17 protein-coding genes are annotated in these 18,096 nt (G+C 29.2%); 12 read left to right on the top strand and 5 right to left on the bottom strand.

Annotated features, from left to right (window positions below; all coding sequences use genetic code 11):
- Positions 1-6: 6 nt before the first annotated feature.
- Entirely contained in the window at positions 7-363 is a 357-nt protein-coding gene (gene rplS / locus ACNI28_RS08690) for a 50S ribosomal protein L19 (protein WP_419763864.1), read from the bottom strand.
- Positions 364-418: 55 nt separating this feature from the next.
- Positions 419-1,108, bottom strand: coding sequence for a tRNA (guanosine(37)-N1)-methyltransferase TrmD (trmD, locus tag ACNI28_RS08685; RefSeq protein ID WP_419766460.1), 690 nt, complete (start codon positions 1,106-1,108; stop codon positions 419-421).
- A gap of 124 nt (positions 1,109-1,232) precedes the next feature.
- Between trmD and ACNI28_RS08680 the strand changes: the two genes are divergently transcribed.
- From ACNI28_RS08680 to ACNI28_RS08660, 5 genes are all read left to right on the top strand, one after another.
- Entirely contained in the window at positions 1,233-1,580 is a 348-nt protein-coding gene (locus ACNI28_RS08680) for a hypothetical protein (RefSeq protein WP_419763863.1), read from the top strand.
- A 39-nt stretch (positions 1,581-1,619) separates the two neighbouring features.
- Positions 1,620-3,899, top strand: coding sequence for a 5-methyltetrahydropteroyltriglutamate--homocysteine S-methyltransferase (gene metE, locus ACNI28_RS08675; protein ID WP_419763862.1), 2,280 nt, complete (start codon positions 1,620-1,622; stop codon positions 3,897-3,899).
- A 98-nt stretch (positions 3,900-3,997) separates the two neighbouring features.
- A complete protein-coding gene (ilvA, locus tag ACNI28_RS08670; protein ID WP_419766459.1) occupies positions 3,998-5,203 on the top strand; it encodes a threonine ammonia-lyase in 1,206 nt (401 codons plus the stop codon).
- An 89-nt stretch (positions 5,204-5,292) separates the two neighbouring features.
- The gene (locus tag ACNI28_RS08665) at positions 5,293-5,982 is read left to right on the top strand and encodes a F0F1 ATP synthase subunit A (protein ID WP_419763861.1); all 690 of its coding nucleotides are present in this window, start codon (positions 5,293-5,295) and stop codon (positions 5,980-5,982) included.
- A gap of 75 nt (positions 5,983-6,057) precedes the next feature.
- Entirely contained in the window at positions 6,058-6,618 is a 561-nt protein-coding gene (locus ACNI28_RS08660; protein ID WP_419763860.1) for a thiamine phosphate synthase, read from the top strand.
- On the opposite strand, the gene ACNI28_RS08655 is transcribed toward ACNI28_RS08660, so the two are convergent.
- Positions 6,615-9,350, bottom strand: coding sequence for a RecB-like helicase (locus ACNI28_RS08655; RefSeq protein ID WP_419763859.1), 2,736 nt, complete (start codon positions 9,348-9,350; stop codon positions 6,615-6,617). The two genes, ACNI28_RS08660 and ACNI28_RS08655, sit on opposite strands and share 4 nt — an antisense overlap.
- A gap of 132 nt (positions 9,351-9,482) precedes the next feature.
- Here ACNI28_RS08655 and ACNI28_RS08650 point away from each other — a divergent pair, with 132 nt between their 5' ends.
- The 7 genes from ACNI28_RS08650 (at position 9,483) to ACNI28_RS08620 (ending at position 17,114) form a co-directional block, all read left to right on the top strand.
- The gene (locus ACNI28_RS08650; protein ID WP_419763858.1) at positions 9,483-11,327 is read left to right on the top strand and encodes a GGDEF domain-containing protein; all 1,845 of its coding nucleotides are present in this window, start codon (positions 9,483-9,485) and stop codon (positions 11,325-11,327) included.
- 151 nt (positions 11,328-11,478) lie between these two features.
- Positions 11,479-12,378 (top strand): acetylglutamate kinase, encoded by a 900-nt coding sequence (gene argB / locus ACNI28_RS08645; RefSeq protein ID WP_419763857.1) that lies wholly within the window; start codon positions 11,479-11,481, stop codon positions 12,376-12,378.
- A 14-nt stretch (positions 12,379-12,392) separates the two neighbouring features.
- On the top strand, positions 12,393-13,871 hold the full coding sequence (gene thrC / locus ACNI28_RS08640) for a threonine synthase (RefSeq protein WP_419763856.1): 1,479 nt from the start codon (positions 12,393-12,395) through the stop codon (positions 13,869-13,871).
- Positions 13,872-14,053: 182 nt separating this feature from the next.
- Positions 14,054-14,560 carry a Rieske 2Fe-2S domain-containing protein gene (locus ACNI28_RS08635; protein WP_419763855.1) on the top strand — a complete coding sequence of 169 codons (507 nt, stop codon included), beginning with the start codon at positions 14,054-14,056 and terminating at the stop codon, positions 14,558-14,560.
- 9 nt (positions 14,561-14,569) lie between these two features.
- Positions 14,570-15,820, top strand: coding sequence for a cytochrome b (locus ACNI28_RS08630; protein WP_419763854.1), 1,251 nt, complete (start codon positions 14,570-14,572; stop codon positions 15,818-15,820).
- The gene (locus ACNI28_RS08625; RefSeq protein WP_419763853.1) at positions 15,817-16,689 is read left to right on the top strand and encodes a c-type cytochrome; all 873 of its coding nucleotides are present in this window, start codon (positions 15,817-15,819) and stop codon (positions 16,687-16,689) included. The genes ACNI28_RS08630 and ACNI28_RS08625 overlap by 4 nt, the downstream gene beginning before the upstream one ends.
- 29 nt (positions 16,690-16,718) lie before the next feature.
- Positions 16,719-17,114, top strand: coding sequence for a hypothetical protein (locus tag ACNI28_RS08620; RefSeq protein WP_419763852.1), 396 nt, complete (start codon positions 16,719-16,721; stop codon positions 17,112-17,114).
- Positions 17,115-17,119: 5 nt separating this feature from the next.
- Here ACNI28_RS08620 and ACNI28_RS08615 read toward each other — a convergent pair whose 3' ends face one another.
- Positions 17,120-17,788 carry a 16S rRNA (uracil(1498)-N(3))-methyltransferase gene (locus ACNI28_RS08615; protein WP_419763851.1) on the bottom strand — a complete coding sequence of 223 codons (669 nt, stop codon included), beginning with the start codon at positions 17,786-17,788 and terminating at the stop codon, positions 17,120-17,122.
- Positions 17,788-18,081 (bottom strand): hypothetical protein, encoded by a 294-nt coding sequence (locus tag ACNI28_RS08610; protein WP_419763850.1) that lies wholly within the window; start codon positions 18,079-18,081, stop codon positions 17,788-17,790. Before ACNI28_RS08610 ends, ACNI28_RS08615 begins: the two co-directional genes overlap by 1 nt.
- Positions 18,082-18,096: the final 15 nt, after the last annotated feature.

Here is an 18,096-nt window from a genome sequence, read left to right as displayed (position 1 = left end):
AAAAGATTACTTTTTAAGCTCTTTAATTCTAGCTTTTTTACCAGTTAATCCTCTTAAGTAATGAAGCTTAGCTCTTCTTACTTTTCCTCTTCTTAATACTTCAAAAGATTTAATTGAATCTGAATATAATGGGAAGATTCTTTCAACACCAACTGAGTTAGCTCCGATTTTTCTTACTGTAAAAGTAGCGCTTACACCTTCAGCACTTCTAGCAATAACAACACCCTCGAAAGTTTGAACTCTTTTTTTCTCACCCTCTTTAATCTCAATACCAAGTCTAACAGTATCACCCGCTCTAAATTGAGGAATCTCTTTTTCTGCAATTTGCGCTGCTTCAAAGCTCGCAATGTATCTATTTTTCATTGTATTTCCCTTTAGTGAAAGTGCCCGCATTTGCAAATTGCGGGGTATCACATTTCTATTTTGTTTTTTTCTTCGTAACTAAACCTGGTCTAAAGTATTTTGTTTTGCAAATAGACAGATTATTTTTTAAGTCGGCAATTTTACTATGATTTCCCTTTAAAAATTCTTTAACTACACTTAAGTTCTGGAAATTTTCAGGTTTTGTAAAAGATGGCGCTTCTAAAAGGTTGTTTTCATAACTCTCAACATCCAAAGACTGTGCATTTCCAAGCACTTTTTCAACATTTCTAGAAATTGCATCTGCCATGACTAAAGATGGCAGTTCTCCACCAGTTAGTATATATTCTCCTATACTAAAGACTTCATTTGCATACTTTTCTATAACTCTTTCATCAATTCCTTCATATCTTCCACTCACAATAACTATATTTTTTTTCTTTGCTAACCTTTTTGCATCTTTTTGATTAAAAGGTTTTGCAGCAGCTAATGGAAAAATAATATAAGCATCAGGGTTCTTGCTTTTTATGTCATCTAAACAGTCAAACAAAGGTTGAGGAGTCATTAACATTCCTGCTCCTCCACCTACCATTTGCTTATCTGTCTTTTTATGCTTATTTTCTGTATAATCTCTTGGATTATAAAATTCATATGATATAAAGTTAGCCTCTACTGCTCTTTTTAATATTGAGTCATAAAAATAAGGCTCAATTAGATTTGGGAACAGTGTTACAAATGTAAATTTCAAATTATTATATTCATACTTTAAAAAGTATGTTACCCCTTTTCTTTTTTGAAAGTCTATCATAATAATTTTTATTTATAATTAAGCTTTAATAACATATATTCTATTTCTAAAAAGGAAAAATCAATTGAGACACGTAAGAGGGTTTAGAAAAAACTACTTTTCATTATCTGCAATAACAGCACATTCGACTGCAAAAAAATTGAATGATGATGAAGTACGCTCTAAAAAAACTACTTTTATAAACTCAAAACATTGTGATGAAGAGGAAGAAGAATCACCACCTTTAGAAGATCTCTTATTAAATAGTTCAGCTTATGTCTCTTCTATAAAAGCTTGTTATTGTGATTGTGTCTTTAGATTAAAAACAAAACTAGCAATCTCAAACTTTAAATTTATACCAAGATGTCCATACTATTCAACACACTTTGCCTTTAGACGTACTGGCGTTCATCCACCACTTATTATTTCTTAACTAACAATTACAAACATAAAATATATTAAGGATAATAAAATGCTAGAAAGCACATATATCGTTGGTTTTCCAAGAATTGGAGAACAAAGAGAGTTAAAAAAAGTATTAGAGAGTTATTGGGCAAAAAATTGTTCATTTGAAGAAGTACAAAGAGTTGCAAGTAAGTTGAGAAAAAGACATTGGAACTATCAAAAAGAAGCAGGTATTTCATATATAAGTTCAAATGACTTTAGTCTTTATGACAATGTATTGGATACAGCAATTATGTTAAATGCTATTCCTAAAAGATTTAAAAAACTAAAAGGTGAAGAGTTATATTTTGCAATGGCAAGGGGAAATAAATCCTCAGTTGCCATGGAGATGACAAAGTGGTTTAATACAAATTATCACTATATAGTTCCAGAACTTAGTTTAGAAGATGAGTATAAACTAAATGCTTCAAAAATAATCAATGAATACAAAGAAGCAAAAGAACTAGGTATAAAAACTAAAATAAATCTTATTGGTCCAATTACATTTTTAGCTTTATCAAAAAGAGTTGATAGAGGTGATACCTTTGAATTATTGCATAAAATTTTACCACTTTACATTGAACTATTTCATGAGCTATCAAAACTTGATGAAGTTGTAACTATTCAAATAGATGAACCTATTTTTGTAAAAGATAATGATGCAAAAATTTTAAGTTTAATAAAACCAACATACGACGAGTTAGCTTTAACTACAAATAATATAAAACTAATAGTTGTTACATATTTTGAGCACTCAAATGAAGCAACAAAAATATTAGTTAATACTCCAATTTGGGGATTAGGACTCGACTTTTTATATGGAAGTGAGAATATAGACTCACTAGAAATTATTGCACAGGCAAATAAAAGAGTTATTGCAGGTGTAGTTGATGGAAGAAATATTTGGAAAAATGATATTAAAAATTCTTTTGATTTGTTAAATAAAATATCAGAAGTAATTGAAAAAGACAAAATCATTATTTCATCTTCTTGTTCACTATTACATACTCCTTTTACTTTAAAATATGAAGATAAACTTGATGGAGAAATTAAAAATTGGTTGAGTTTTGCTTGTGAAAAACTGGATGAAGTAGTACTTCTTTCAAAAGTTTTTTATAAAGGAATTGAAAATTTAGATGACAAAGAACTTGAATCTTTAAATAGAAATAAAGATGCAAACAAAAGTAGAAAAACTTCTCTTTTAATACATGACAAAGAAGTTCAAAATAGAGTTGAAAACTTTAAAACACTAAGCAGAGAAGGAAAGTATGAAGAGAGAATTAAAATACAAAAAGAATTATTAAACTATGGTTCTTTAGCAACTACAACTATTGGTTCATTTCCTCAAACAAGTGAAATAAGAAAATCAAGAAGAGATTTTAAAGCAAATACTATTTCAAAAGAAGAGTATACAAAATCTATGAAAGATTATATTGATGAGTGCATAACTTTTCAAGAAGAGTGTAACTTAGATGTTTTAGTTCATGGAGAGCCTGAGCGAAATGACATGGTTGAATATTTTGGTGAACAACTAAAAGGTTATGGCTTTACTTTAAATGGTTGGGTACAAAGTTATGGGAGCAGATGTGTAAAACCTCCTTTTATATATGGAGATATATCAAGACCAAAAGATATGACAGTTGATTGGATTACATATGCTCAAAGTAAAACAAAAAAAATCATGAAAGGAATGTTAACAGGTCCTGTTACAATTCTTAACTGGTCATTTGTAAGAGATGACAAAGCAAGAGATGAAGTATCAAAACAAATTGCTGTTGCACTTAGTGATGAAATAAATGATTTACAAAATGCAGGTATTAAAATAATTCAAGTGGATGAAGCAGCTTTTAAAGAAGGATATCCTTTAAGAAAAGAAAAAATCAAAATCTATGAAGATTGGTCAGTAAGAGATTTCAAAATTTGTGTTAGTAGTGCAAAAAAAGAGACTCAAATTCATACACATATGTGTTATAGTGAATTTAATGACATAATTGAGACAATAGAAAATATGGATGCAGATGTAATTTCAATAGAAACAGCAAGAAGTGGAAATGAACTTTTAAAAATATTTAAAAAGCATGGATATAAACAAGAAGTAGGTCCTGGAGTTTATGATATTCACTCACCAAGAGTTCCTACTGTAGAAGAGGTTGTAAAACAAATCAAAGCACTTTTAGAGGTTTTACCAAAAGAGCAATTATGGATTAATCCAGATTGCGGTTTAAAAACTAGAAAATGGGAAGAAGTGATTCCTAGTTTGAAAAATATGGTAAAAGCAGTAGAAATTATAAATAAGGAGAATAAATAAGGGGATACTTCCCCCTTATCTAAAAATAGTTTATATTTATGCGAGTAAAAACTATTTTTAGATATTATTGCAAATAATAAAATATGAAAAGAAAAAAAATGATTACATTAAAAGATATAAAAGAAGCAAAAACAAATTTAGAAGGGATCATATTACAAACACCCCTTACTTATGCACCATTTTTAAGTAAAGAGTTTAATAGTAATATCTATTTAAAAAAAGAGAACCTTCAATTAACAGGAAGCTTTAAAATAAGGGGTGCATTCAATAAAGTTGCCTCTCTTGATAAAGATATTAGAGAAAATGGAATCGTAGCAGCAAGTGCAGGAAATCATGCACAAGGTATTGCGTATTCTGGAAGTTATTTTGGATGTGAAGCTACAATATTTATGCCAGAAGCTACACCACTTACAAAAGTTAGTGGAGTTAAACAGTATGGAGCAAAGGTAGTTTTAGGTGGACAAAACTATGATGAAGCATATGCTGCTGCAATTAAATATAGTGAAGAAAATAGTAAAACATTTATTCACCCCTTTGCAGATGATAAAGTTATAGCAGGACAAGGAACAATTGGTCTTGAGATAATAGAAGATATAAATGACTTAGATGTTTTAGTAATCCCAATTGGAGGTGGAGGTTTAATCTCTGGTGCTGCCCTTGCTGCAAAATCAATAAATCCAAAAATAAGAATTATCGGTGTTGTTGCAAGTGGAGCTAGAGGAATGAAAGAGTCTTATGATTCAAAATTACCTATTGACTCTACTTATGTAAAAACTATTGCTGATGGTATTGCGGTAAAAGCGGTAAACCCTAAAACTTTTGAATATATTTTAGAGTATGTGGATGAAGTTGTTGAAGTAGAAGAGCATGAAATTGCAAATGCTATTTTATTTTTACTTGAAAAACACAAACTTGTAGTTGAAGGAGCAGGAGCAGTTTCAGTGGCTGCTTTAATGCATGAAAAAATTGATATTGAAGATTTAAAGGTTTGTGGAATCATAAGTGGCGGGAATATAGATGTAACTATGTTATCTCAGATTATTGAGAAAGGTTTAGTTAAATCATATAGAAAAATTAACCTTTTAGTAACATTGATTGATAAACCAGGTTCATTGATGCATTTAACATCAATATTTCAATCATGTGATGCCAATATTGTGCAAATTGATTATGATAGAAGCTCGGTAAAGTTGGAGTTTGGTGAAGCACATGTAACAATTTCATTGGAAACAAAAGGTGAAGAGCACCAAAAGTCAATTCGTGAAAATTTGAAACATAACGGGTACAGATTTAAACAAATATGATTATTTAATATACTATTTATAAAAAATTTAGAATCTAAAGTATATAATGCATGCCATAACTATAGAATAAATTATAAAGAAGGAAGACGATGGAAGGAAGATTATTTACATTCTTGGGAGCTATTGGTGGACATAGCCAAGAATGGATTATATTATCGCATTTTATTTTATCAATTGCGATTGTTTTTTTATTAGCTAGAGCAGCTACAACTAAAATGCAACTAGTTCCAACTGGTGCACAAAACGCTTTAGAAGCATTCATCAGTGGTGTTATAGCAATGGGTGCTGACACTATGGGGGAAAAGAATGCTAGAAGATATTTACCTTTAATTGGTTCATTAGCATTAGTTATTTTTGTAAGTAACATGATTGGAGTTATTCCAGGTTTTGAAGCTCCTACAAGTAATATTAACTTTACTTTGAGTTTAGCATTAATAGTATTTGTTTACTATAACTATGTTGGGATTAAATTAAATGGTTTTATTAACTACTTTAAACACTTCATGGGACCTATGCCAATACTTGCACCATTAATGTTCCCTATTGAAATTATTTCTCATATTTCAAGAATCATTTCATTATCATTTAGACTTTTTGGTTCAATTAGAGGAGATGATATGTTCTTAATGGTACTTTTAATGTTAGTTCCTTGGTTATTACCATTACCAGGTTTCTTTTTATTAACTGCATTTGGAGTATTACAAGCATTTATTTTCAGTATTTTAACATACGTTTATATTGCTGGTTCAGTTATGATGGCGGAAGAAGACCATCACTAAACAGAACACTTTTAAAACTTAAAAAGGGGAAGATTATTTTCTTCCCCTTTTTTTATATCTATAAAATGGATACAAATGGAAGATAACTTCAACTACAATTTAATCACAGATCCCAAATATTATACAAATAATAAAACTACATTCAAAAAAAAATTAGAAGAGACCATAGCCAGTAAAAGAGTTGATATGGCCTGCTTTAGGGATAAAGTCTCTACAAACTATGAAGAACTAGCAAAAGTATTTATAGATACTTGTAAAAAATCTAATATCAAGCAAATCATCTTAAATGAAAACCTAGAACTAGCCATAAAATTAAATTGTGCAATTCATCTTACTTCAAAACAGTTTGATAAAATCAGACTTGCAAAAGATGCAAAGTTATTTACAATAATATCTTGTCATGATGAAATTGATATACAAAAAGCTATAGAAAACAAAGCAGATGCTATAACTTATTCACCTATATTTGATACTCCTAATAAAGGCAAAGCAAAGGGAATTGAAGTATTAAAAGAGGTAAATGAAAAATACAATATAAAAATAATAGCTCTTGGTGGTATTATTGATGATTCACACATTGAGCAAATAGAAACTTGCAAAGTTTATGGCTTTGCTTCTATAAGATACTTTATTTAGACAGCTTTCAAATAAGCCTTTTGTGTTGTTAAATATATCAAATAGGCATATACCTCATCAGTGTTTGTTATCTCTTTTATAGCTTTTTTATAAAAAGAGACTTGTTTTTCATGCTCAATATTTTCGCCATGTGTAGTTTTATAATCAAAAATATAATACTTTTCATCTTTTTTGATAAGTAAATCTATGATTTTTATCTCTTCATTAAACATCAAAGATTGCTCCCTTAAAAAAGTAGCATTATTTAAAAAATGACTAAACTCTTCATTTTCTATTAGCAATGTAACTCTTTTTTTAATATCATTAAAATCTTTATCTTCTAAGTAAACTGAATACCTACTTCTTGCAAGACTCAAAGAGTAATTTAACTCTTCAATTGTAAAGTTATTCATCATCTCCAAGCAATAGTGCGTTGCTATACCAAAATATCTTGATTTTAATTCAAACTCATCATCATAATCTTTTATAGCTTTGTTTGCTTGCCTACCTAAAGAAAGTGGTTTATAATCTATTTTTTGAATTTTTTGATTAATATCTTTTTTAACTTCATTTATTACTAAATCACCAATTTTACAAGACTCAAGTCCTATTAAATCAAAAACTGATTTTTCTTCTTTCTTAAAAATAAAGAGATTGTTTTTTGCTCTTGTTAAAGCCACATATAAAATATTGATTTCATCTTCTTTTTGTAGTGCTTTCTCTTTATTTAATGCTCGTTCATAGTTTTCATCAAACTTGTCTAAGTTTGATATTTTATAATAAACATTTTCTAAGAAAACACCACTATATTCAAACAACAATGAACTTTTATCAGCATTTTTATTTTTTATTCTATCAAGTAAAATTACGGTATCAAACTCTAAACCCTTTGATTTAAAAATTGTCAAAATTTGTAAACCCATTTGCTCTTTATTCTCTATTGGAGTTTCCATCAAATCGACTTCATAAACAAAATCAACTATATCAACAAAGTTTTTTGACTCTTCAATAAATCTAATAACATTATCATCTAGGATATTAAAATATCTTGCAACTTTTAAAATAAGTTCAAACACCCTATTCTCTTCTAAATCAAACTCAAACTCTATATTTGCCCCAGGTGCATTTCCTATAATAGCATTTAGATTCTCTTTATAAATCTTCTCTTTATAGTAAAGATATTTTATAGCATTTATACAAGCTTTTACATTCTCTTGATTTATAAGTTTTGATGTCATCTCTGTGGAAATCTTAAGTGAACTAAAAGTCTTACTTAAATATGAATATAACTCCAAAACATCATCATTTGTATATGTTAATATGGCTATAGTATTTGGGTCAACATTCTTTCTTATAAGTGAAGCAATTGTACTTGCCACATTTTGATATTTTTCATCTTCTTTTAGACTTTCATCACTTATTACTTCAACATATCCATTTTCTATATTACTTAACTGTTCGTAATACTCATAATTATCTAAATTGACAAATGCTCTATTTACAAACTCAACAATATTTTTAGCACTTCTAAAATTTGTATTTAAAATCTCTGTTTCTATTTGGTTATGCTTTTTACTAACAAAATCAAAAAGTTCTCTCTTTCCACCTCTAAACCTATATATAGACTGTTTTGTATCTCCCACATAAAAGAAGCTTTTAAATTTTTCACTATTTCCAGAGAGTGTCTCTTCAATAAGTGGTTCTAAAATCTTATATTGCAGTAAAGAGGTATCTTGAAACTCATCTATTAAAATATGATTATATTTACTATCAAGTCTAAAGTATAAAAAGTCTTTATCAATCTTACTACTTAACAGCTCATAAACATAATTTGATATATCATTAAATGTAAAATAGTTTTTATTTTTGTTATAAGCTTTTTTAAAATTTTTAAATAAATTGTATAGTTCATACAGTGAGCTTAAAGAGTATGCTGAACGCAATTTGTAATAATTGCTAATCTCTATCTTAAGCTCTTGAAAGTTCTTTTCAAACTCCTCATTAACCCACTTCTTAAAATCTCTAGATTCGCTTGCTACATCTTTTGTAAGCCAAGTTTTTCCTCTTTCTAGAAGTTCATCAAAGTTATTAAAACCTACAGCTTTTAAAGAGGCATTTGAAGCACCTTCACAAGTAATTATGTGATTTTTTAATTTAAAAGCAATCTGTAGGGCTAAGTTTTTTTGTAGTGGTATTAACTTCTCTTCAATATTGACTACCTTAAACTCTTCATTTTTTTCATTTAAGTTTTGAAAAATATCAAAAATAGAATTAAATTTCTTAGATTCATAATATGAAAAAGTTATCAACTTATCAAAATCTTCTAAACCCAATGATTGTAAAAATTTATACTGGAGATTTTCTACATTGTCTTGTTTTATTGAAAAGTCATCATCAACACCAAGATATCCACTAAACTCTCTTAAAATCTTATTTATAAATTTATCAATTGTATAAATAGAAAGTTCTGAGTTTAGATATAAATTTACAAGCTTATCTTTTTTATTTAGTATTTGTTCATTTGATAGCTCTGAGACTTTTGATATTTGTTCTAAGTAAATCTCATCATTGCCAAGGTTTTTTAGGGTCTTAAATACTCTCTCACTCATCTCTTTTGCAGCTTTGTTTGTAAATGTTAAAGCTAATATTTCAGTAGGATTAGCCCCTTTCAATAACAAAGATATGTATCTTACAGTTAATGCAAAAGTTTTTCCACTTCCTGCACTGGCTTTTAATGCTAAATATTCTTTCATAGCAAGGATTGTACTATAAGAATAATTAAGTAATAGAAATTTTATTTTCTATTAGTTTTAAAAATATTTATTAATTAAATTATTTAAGAGTAGTGATGATAGAATACTTTTACATTTTCCCAAAGGTCTCATATGGTTTCAAAACGCAAAATATCTTTTTCACTTTTTTTAGTAATGACAATTATGTTTATTATCCTTATTTTAAACATTCTGATGAATTTTCGTGATTATGGATTACAAAGTGTTGAAAATAAAGCTAAATCAATTGCACAAACAGTGAAACACAGTTTAACTTCCCATATGGTTAATGGTGTTATTGATAATAGAGAACTATTTTTAGAACAAATTACAAAATTAGAAAATATTGATAATATTTGGCTATCAAGAGCACCTGCTGTTATTGAACAGTTTGGTAAAGGTAATAATAATGAAGTAGCAAGAGATAGTATTGATGAAGAAGTACTACACACAGGAAAAGAAAAGGCAGTGATTGATGAAAAAATCTTTGGTAAAAGTTCTTATAGAATAACCATTCCATATATTGGTTCATCAGAGGGAACTATTGATTGTCTATCTTGTCATACTACTGCTAAAAGTGGTGATACATTAGGTGCAATAACAATTAGTATGTCTGTTGATGATATAAAAGAAGTTGGTATTATAACCGTTGGAAATACTATTGTTATTGCATTAGTGCTAATTATTTTTATATTAATTTTTGTAAATAGACTTATATCCCCATTTCTAATGCTATTTGACTCAATAAATCGTGTTATGGAAAAAGCACAAAAAGGTGACTACTCAGATAGAATTGGTTCAACAAATGGAAAAGAGAGTGATTGTGTAGCAAGCTGGATTGATAGTTTATTGGAAAAACTTCAGACTACACTAGATGATATCGAACAAAAAATCAATGTATTTTTAGTCCACCAAAAAACAAAAAAAGAAGATCCACTAATTGATGTAAAACTAACAGTTAATAGACTTGCTGATATTTATAGATTTAGAAAAACAATAGAACATGATGAATATATACATGAAGTATATGACAGACTAGCTTTTGTACTTAAGGACAAATTTGGATTATCTGATTTTAATTTTATTGAAGCTGATACTACTCATAAAAATGTAAAAATTGTTTATGTTGAAAAAGAGATTCATTGTGCAGCTCAAGATGGATGTAGAGCAGATAGAACAAATACCCTTGTTGATTCATGCCAATTCCATGACATATGTGACAAGTTTAATCATGACACAAATAAATATTACATATGTATTCCTTATTCTATTTCCAATGATTTAGACTTTATTGTATCAATTGTTTGTGATACAAAAGAAGAAAATGAAAAAGTACGTACTTTATCTCCATCAATACAGGATTATATTGATGCTGCAAAACCTGAGATTGTTAGTAAAAAACTTATGCAAATATTAGAACTAACTGCAAGAACAGACCCTTTAACAGGACTTTTTAATAGAAAATATCTTGAAGAATCTGTTAAAACAATCATATCTCAAGTTAAGCGTTCTGATACAAAATATGGTATTTTGATGGTTGATATAGATTTCTTTAAAATGATTAATGATACTTATGGACATGATGTAGGAGATCAAGCAATAAAAGTCATCTCTCAAACACTAATTGAAAATACTAGAGAATCTGATACGGTTATAAGATATGGTGGAGAAGAGTTTGTTGTTCTGCTTTATAACTGTGATGAAAATTATTTATTTGATATATCAGAGAAAATAAGAGTAGCCTTTTCAAAAAAAGAGATTCCAGCAGGAACAATTACTTTCAATAAAACAATAAGTATTGGTTCTTCAATCTTTCCACTACATACAGATAACTTCTGGCAATGTCTAAAATTTGCAGATCTTGCCTTGTATAATGCAAAAGATACAGGGAGAAACAAATCTGTTATATTCTCAAAAGAGCTTATTAAAGATAGCGAATTAAATGAGCAACAGTATTAGAGTTAGTTTTCTAACTTTAATACCTTTTGACTCCTACATTTATTTTAAGATATATTACACATTAAATTAAAATCATTTTATAAATAAGCTACTTTTTAGTATAATGCCCAACTTATAGAAACACAATACTAAATAAAAGGTCGAACAACCTATGCAAAAAAAAACTCATAAAGTACAAACCCTCCTTGATGCTATTCCATATATCAAGAAATTTTATGGAAAAGTAATTGTAATTAAATATGGTGGAAGTGCACAAACTTCTCCTGATCTTCAAGAAAAGTTTGCACAAGATATTGCACTTCTTTCACTTGTAGGAATCAAGCCTGTTATTGTTCATGGTGGCGGTTCTAGAATTTCAGAATTATTAAAAAAGTTAGAGATTCATTCTGAGTTTGTAGATGGGCATAGAGTTACTTGTGGAGATAGTATGAGAGTTGTTGAGATGGTATTAAGTGGAGAGATTAATAAAAATATAACTTCCCTATTAAATCATCATGGGGCAAAAGCCATAGGAATATCAGGAAAAGATTCATCAATAATACAAGCTGAAGCAAAAGAAGGTGGCAAGTTTGGATATACAGGTGTTATTACACAAATAAATGGAAAAATGATTACAAATCTTATAAATGAAGGTTTTATACCAGTTATTGCACCAATAGCAGATGCAAAGGAGCCTGGACATCCTGGCTTTAATATCAATGCAGACGTGGCTGCTAGTAAAGTTGCCATTGCACTTGGAGCACAAAAGGTTTTATTCTTAACAGATACCTTAGGAGTCCTTGATAAAGATAAAAACCTTTTAAACTCATTAGATAAAGAAGATGTTGAGTTTTACAAAGAAAATGAAACAATTGCAGGAGGTATGATTCCAAAAGTTGATTCTTGTATTGACGCTATTTACAATGGAGTAAATAAAGCCCACATAATTGATGGAAGAGTTGAGCATTCAATTATTCTTGAATTATTTACAAATGATGGAATTGGTACACAATTTGTAAGAAAAGACAATCCAAATAATGGAATAGATTTAGAAAAATTATTAAACGACTAAAGGTAAAAATGACTATGAATTTTATAGAAACTAGAGGAAATGATGGAGTTAAAGCAAAAGAGATAAGCTTTAGTGAAGCAATTTTAAGCCCAAGTGCTTCTTTTGGAGGACTTTATGTTCCAAAAGAGCTACCAAAACTAGAAGATAATTTTTTGCAAAATCATCTAAACTCAAGCTATAAAGAGCTTGCATATGATATTTTAAAAGCTTTTAAGATAGATATTGATGAAGATGAAATTAATAAAGCTTTAGATTTGTACGATAATTTTGATGATGCTTCAAATCCTTGTCCTGTAGTAAAAATAGAAGATGATCTTTTTGTACATGAACAATATCATGGACCAACAAGAGCTTTTAAAGACATGGCATTGCAACCATTTGGCTCTATATTAAGTTCAATTGCAAAAAAGAAAAAAGAAAAATACCTAATCTTAGCTGCAACATCAGGAGACACAGGACCAGCAGCTCTTAATACTTTTAAAAACAAAGAAAATATTCAATTAGCTTGTTTATATCCAAGTGGTGGAACTAGTGATGTTCAAAGACTACAAATGGTATGTGAAAATGGAACAAATTTAAAGGTAATAGGAATCAAAGGAAACTTTGATGATGCACAAACTGCACTTAAAAATTTATTAGCTTCTCAATCTTTTAAAGATGAACTAGAAAAAGATGGTATAAAATTAAGTGCTGCAAATTCAGTCAATTTTGGAAGAATCATATTTCAAATAATCTATCACTTTTGGTCATATATTCAACTACTTAAACAAGAAGAAATAACATTTGGAGAAAAGATATATTTAATAGTTCCAAGTGGAAATTTTGGAAATGTATTAGGTGGATATTACGCACTAAATATGGGTGTTCCTATAGAAAAACTTTTAGTAGCTTCAAATGAAAATAATATTTTAACTCAATGGATTAAAACAGGAGTATATGATATTAGAGGAAAAAAACTTCAACTTACAAAATCTCCTGCAATGGATATTTTAAAGTCTTCTAATATAGAAAGAGTTATCTTTAGCCTTTGTGGTGCTAATAGAACAAAAGAGTTGATGGACTCCCTAAATGACCAACTATATTTTGAAATGACTCAAAATGAAACGCAAAAACTTCAAAAATATTTTTCAGCAATTGACTCAAATGATGAATATGGAGTAAAAATAATTAAAAAATATTCAAATAAAAATTATATCATGGATCCTCATACTGCAACTTGTATAAAAGCATATGAAAACTTAAGAGAAAAAAATTTAAAGACTGTTATGTATTCAACAGCAGAGTGGACAAAATTTTCTCCAACTGTTTTAAATGCTTTATATGAAAACAACGAAAACTACGACGACAAAGTTGCTTTAGAAAATATTTCAAAAGAGTGTAATGTAAAAATACCTACTGTCATTTCAGAACTATTCAATTCAACTATTTTACATAAGGATATTGTAAATAAAGAAGATATTGAATCTAAAATAATTGAATTTATCTCTTTATAATATAACTTAAACTTATAATTATAAGGTCGTTATTGACCTTATAGTTTTCTTCAACAATCCATACATGTGTAGTTTAGACACGTTTTGCTATTTTATCGCTATGATTTGACCTTAGTCATATATATTTAAGATATTGTTAAATATAATGACTAGATTTTAATTTTAAAAAAAGGAAGCCAAATATGTCTAATGAAATTAATAGACGAGATTTTCTTGGTTACTCATTTGCTGCAGTTGCTGCAGTTGGTGGTGCTGCGTCACTTGTTGGTATGAAACAAGCATGGGATCCACTTCCAAGTGTACTAGCTGGTGGATTTACAACAATCGACTTAGCTCCACTTAAAGCAGGTGAACCAGAAACATTTACATGGAGAGGTAAACCAATTTTTGTTCTTAAGAAAACAGCAGAAATGGAATCTTCAGATAGAGATTTAACTGTAGGTAGTGACAGATATACTGTTGCTATTGGATTATGTACACATTTAGGGTGTATTCCAGCATGGAAAAAAGATACATGGAAATGTGCATGTCATGGTGGGGAATTTAACCCAAGTGCTAAGCAAACTTTTGGACCTCCTCCAAGACCTCTTGATTTGCCTCCATTTAAAGTTGAAGGAACTACTATTGTTTTAGGTGAAACTGGTCCTGAATCTGAAAAAATTGCTGCTTATTTAGCAACACAAGCTTAGGAGAGTAATATGGCAAAATTTGAAAAAGCAAACTCTGTTGGTGAGTGGTTAGACCAAAGATTAAATCTTACAACATTCAATAAAGTTATGATGACTGAATATTGGATTCCAAAAGATATCAACTTTTTATGGGCTATGGGTGTACTTTTAGCTACTACATTTGGTATATTGGTTATCTCAGGAATCTTCTTGATGATGTATTACAAACCTGATGTAAACTTAGCATTTGATTCAGTAAACTATACAATTATGCAAGAAGTTGCATTTGGTTGGCTGTTTAGACATATGCACTGGGTTGCAGCTTCTGTTATATTCTTAATCATCTACATTCACATGTTTACTGGTATCTATTATGGTTCTTATAAACAAGGTAGAGAGATGATTTGGATTTCTGGTATGTTATTATTTATGACATTCTCAGCAGCTGGATTCTCTGGATATATGTTACCTTGGGGACAAATGTCTTACTGGGCAGCGATGGTTATTACAAACTTATTTGGTGGAGTACCAGTTATTGGTGATGCTTTAGTTGTATGGATTAGAGGTGACTTTAATGTTGCTGATGCTACATTAACTAGATTCTTTATGCTACATGTATTCTTATTACCAGTTGCAATTATGGGACTTATTGGATTACACTTTTATACATTAAGAATTCCTCATGTAAATAATCAAACTTCAGAAGAGATTGATTTTGATGCAGAAGCTGAAAAATATCTTTCAGGAAATAAAAAAGAGTCAAAAGTTATTCCTTTCTGGCCTGTATTTATTTCTAAAGATTTAGCAGTATTAGGTATTTTCTTAATATTCTATTTTTACTTAGTATTCTTCCACTATAACTTTGCAATGGATCCAGTTAACTTTGATCCTGCTGATAATATGGTAACACCTGCTCATATTTATCCTGAGTGGTATTTCCTATGGTCATATGAAGTATTAAGAGGTTTCTTCTTTGATGTTGGTTCTTTAAAAGCATTTGATATTGGTTTGATGGCATTTGGATTTGCTAATGCTATTTTCTTAGTATTACCATTCTTAGATAGAGATCCAAAAATCTTACCAGCACATAAAAGACCTAAATTCTTTATTTGGTTCTGGATTTTAATGGCAGACTTAATTGTATTAACAGTTTGGGGTAAATTACCTCCAACAGGAACAAATGCATATATTGGATTTGTGGCTGCTGTTGCATTTATTTTAATATTCTTAGTATTACCATTTGTTACGAAGTCAGATGCTAAGAAAAGGGGTGACGTATGAGAGAATTAAAGATTTTAGCAGTAGTAGTAGCTCTTACGCTAATTACATACTGGGGTGTTGAACCATTTGCACACTCGCAAATGCACCCTCATGTTGAAGCTCCTGATTATGAGTTTAAAGATGTAGATGGATTAAATGGTCTTAAAGGAAATGCAAGTAATGGGGCAATGTTAGTTCAATCTAACTGTACTGCTTGTCATGGTATAGAAAAATCTGGTTTTCCAGCAGTTATGGATAATGCTAGCAGTGCTGCAGCATATGGAGTTGTTCCACCAGATTTAAGTACATCTGGAAAACTTTATAATGCTGATTATTTAGCTGCTTTTATTAAAAATCCTGCAAAGGCTTCTAATGTTGCACATAAATATACTGATGGAAAAGTTCATCCAATGCCAGGTTATGATTGGATGCAACCACAAGAAATAGCTGATATGGTTGCATATTTACAATCAATTGCTCCAGAAGAGATGACAAATAAAGAAGTATATGCTGATGCATGTCAAAGATGTCACGCTATTAAATATGGAGATATGAAAGGTGGCTCAATGGCTTCTTTTACTCCAGATGCAAATATAAAAGGGTATATGGGTAAATACCCACCTGATTTATCTCAATATATTAGATCAAGAGGTACTCAGTATTTACATGAATTTATAAATAATCCACAAAAACACCTTGAAGGTACATCTATGCCAAGAGTTGGATTAACTAAAGAAGCTGAAACACAAGTTATTGGTTATTTAGAAGAAGTTGGTGACTCTAAAAAAGCAGAGAGAGAAGAGTTAGGGCCTAAATTCCTAATCTACTTAGTAATCTTTGCAATATTTGCGTGGTTATGGAAAGTTAAACAATGGAGAGAGATGCACTAAGCATCCTCTTTATTAAAAGGAAAATAAATATGAAATTAATCAAATTAGCACTTATTGCAACTCTTTGTTTTAGTGTTGCAAATGCAGAAAATGTTATGCAAAAATCTATAGATATGATGGATGAAGGTATGACTTTAATTCAAAAAGGATTCATTAATAGTAATATTGCTTTAGTTAAAGATGGAGCAAAATTAGTTGGTGAAGGTAATGCACTTTTTTCAGATAAAGAAGTTATAAAAAAGTTTTTACCAAAAGATAAAAAACATATGCTAAATGTTGCTGAAAATGCTTCAAAAAGAATAAGTTTAGATTTAAATGTATTAGAACTTAACGTAGACGAAAAAGCTTATGTTAATGCTGCTAACGCATATTCAGATATGCTAAATGCATGTTCAAGATGTCACTCAATAGTTAGAGAGTGGTAATTCTTTTATAGTAGTAGTTTAGACGCTACTACTGTAACTGCTGTTTCACTTCTTAAAATTAGATTTGAATCAATCCCTACAGTTTTTTCTTCACTAAAAGTTTCTAGCTCTTTAGAAGAAAATCCGCCCTCACATCCAATAATTACTCTTTTTATATCTTTTTGATTATCAATATGATTTTTTGAAAAGTTTAAAATATGACAATCATCATAGGTTTTTAAAACTTCAGATAAAGAGTTTAGCACTTCTAACTTAATAATTGAACTTCTACCACATTGTTGAGAAGAATTAATTAATATTTTTTCAAACTTTTCTGCATTTAGTTTAAAGTTTTTTTGTGAATATTCCCCATAAAAAAAAGTAATTTTATCTACCCCAATTTCATTTAGATAAGGCAGTTGTTTCTCTATTATTTTAGAATCAACAATAGCCCAAATAAGATGAAATCTTTTCTTTGCTTCTATTGTTTTTTCTTCCTTGCCAAGAAGTCTTAACCTTGCATCTTTTTTTGTAATATCAAATATTTCATACTTGTAAAGAAAACTATCAATTAAATTTCGAAAATATACAAAAGAGCCAATCTTTTCTCGTCTAGCTTTAAAAAGATATTTATAAATATCTCCACTTAATGTTAAGGTATCATTTGAAGCATCACAAGAATAGACAAATTGCATTAAAAAATCTTACTAATAATATATGTGAAAACAATTATAACAATCTCAATAAGATAAATTTTTTTAGAAAATTTTAGAAACTCTTCTTGTAACTCTATATCATCTGCTTTGATGACTCGCATCTTTTTGAATCGTTTTATTTCCAGTACCATTACTGCTATTGAAGCAGCTATCATAATCAATATCGTGAAACTAAAGATTTTTTCATAAAAAGCTACAATAGTTCCTGTATAAATAATAATTGCATTTAAAGTATGATATAAAGGTGTTAAAAATTTTAATCTTTTTGCCAATTTTACAAAATTACC

The sequence above is a fragment of the Arcobacter denitrificans (SeqCode) genome, from assembly GCF_048571185.1.
Taxonomy (GTDB): Bacteria; Campylobacterota; Campylobacteria; order Campylobacterales; family Arcobacteraceae; genus Arcobacter; species Arcobacter denitrificans.
The sequence above is the reverse complement of the archived record's forward strand: the minus strand, read 5'-3'. Positions and strand labels throughout refer to the sequence as shown.

What these genes read in the sequence shown, in the direction of transcription:
- ACNI28_RS08660 (WP_419763860.1), top strand. Translation starts at nt 6,058, where the DNA reads ATGGAAGATAACTTCAACTACAATTTAATCACAGATCCCAAATATTAT.
- ACNI28_RS08625 (WP_419763853.1), top strand. Translation starts at nt 15,817, where the DNA reads ATGAGAGAATTAAAGATTTTAGCAGTAGTAGTAGCTCTTACGCTAATT.
- rplS (WP_419763864.1), bottom strand. Translation starts at nt 363, where the DNA reads ATGAAAAATAGATACATTGCGAGCTTTGAAGCAGCGCAAATTGCAGAA.
- ACNI28_RS08630 (WP_419763854.1), top strand. Translation starts at nt 14,570, where the DNA reads ATGGCAAAATTTGAAAAAGCAAACTCTGTTGGTGAGTGGTTAGACCAA.
- ACNI28_RS08665 (WP_419763861.1), top strand. Translation starts at nt 5,293, where the DNA reads ATGGAAGGAAGATTATTTACATTCTTGGGAGCTATTGGTGGACATAGC.
- ACNI28_RS08620 (WP_419763852.1), top strand. Translation starts at nt 16,719, where the DNA reads ATGAAATTAATCAAATTAGCACTTATTGCAACTCTTTGTTTTAGTGTT.
- ACNI28_RS08655 (WP_419763859.1), bottom strand. Translation starts at nt 9,350, where the DNA reads ATGAAAGAATATTTAGCATTAAAAGCCAGTGCAGGAAGTGGAAAAACT.
- metE (WP_419763862.1), top strand. Translation starts at nt 1,620, where the DNA reads ATGCTAGAAAGCACATATATCGTTGGTTTTCCAAGAATTGGAGAACAA.
- thrC (WP_419763856.1), top strand. Translation starts at nt 12,393, where the DNA reads ATGAATTTTATAGAAACTAGAGGAAATGATGGAGTTAAAGCAAAAGAG.
- argB (WP_419763857.1), top strand. Translation starts at nt 11,479, where the DNA reads ATGCAAAAAAAAACTCATAAAGTACAAACCCTCCTTGATGCTATTCCA.
- ACNI28_RS08615 (WP_419763851.1), bottom strand. Translation starts at nt 17,788, where the DNA reads ATGCAATTTGTCTATTCTTGTGATGCTTCAAATGATACCTTAACATTA.
- ilvA (WP_419766459.1), top strand. Translation starts at nt 3,998, where the DNA reads ATGATTACATTAAAAGATATAAAAGAAGCAAAAACAAATTTAGAAGGG.
- ACNI28_RS08650 (WP_419763858.1), top strand. Translation starts at nt 9,483, where the DNA reads ATGGTTTCAAAACGCAAAATATCTTTTTCACTTTTTTTAGTAATGACA.
- ACNI28_RS08635 (WP_419763855.1), top strand. Translation starts at nt 14,054, where the DNA reads ATGTCTAATGAAATTAATAGACGAGATTTTCTTGGTTACTCATTTGCT.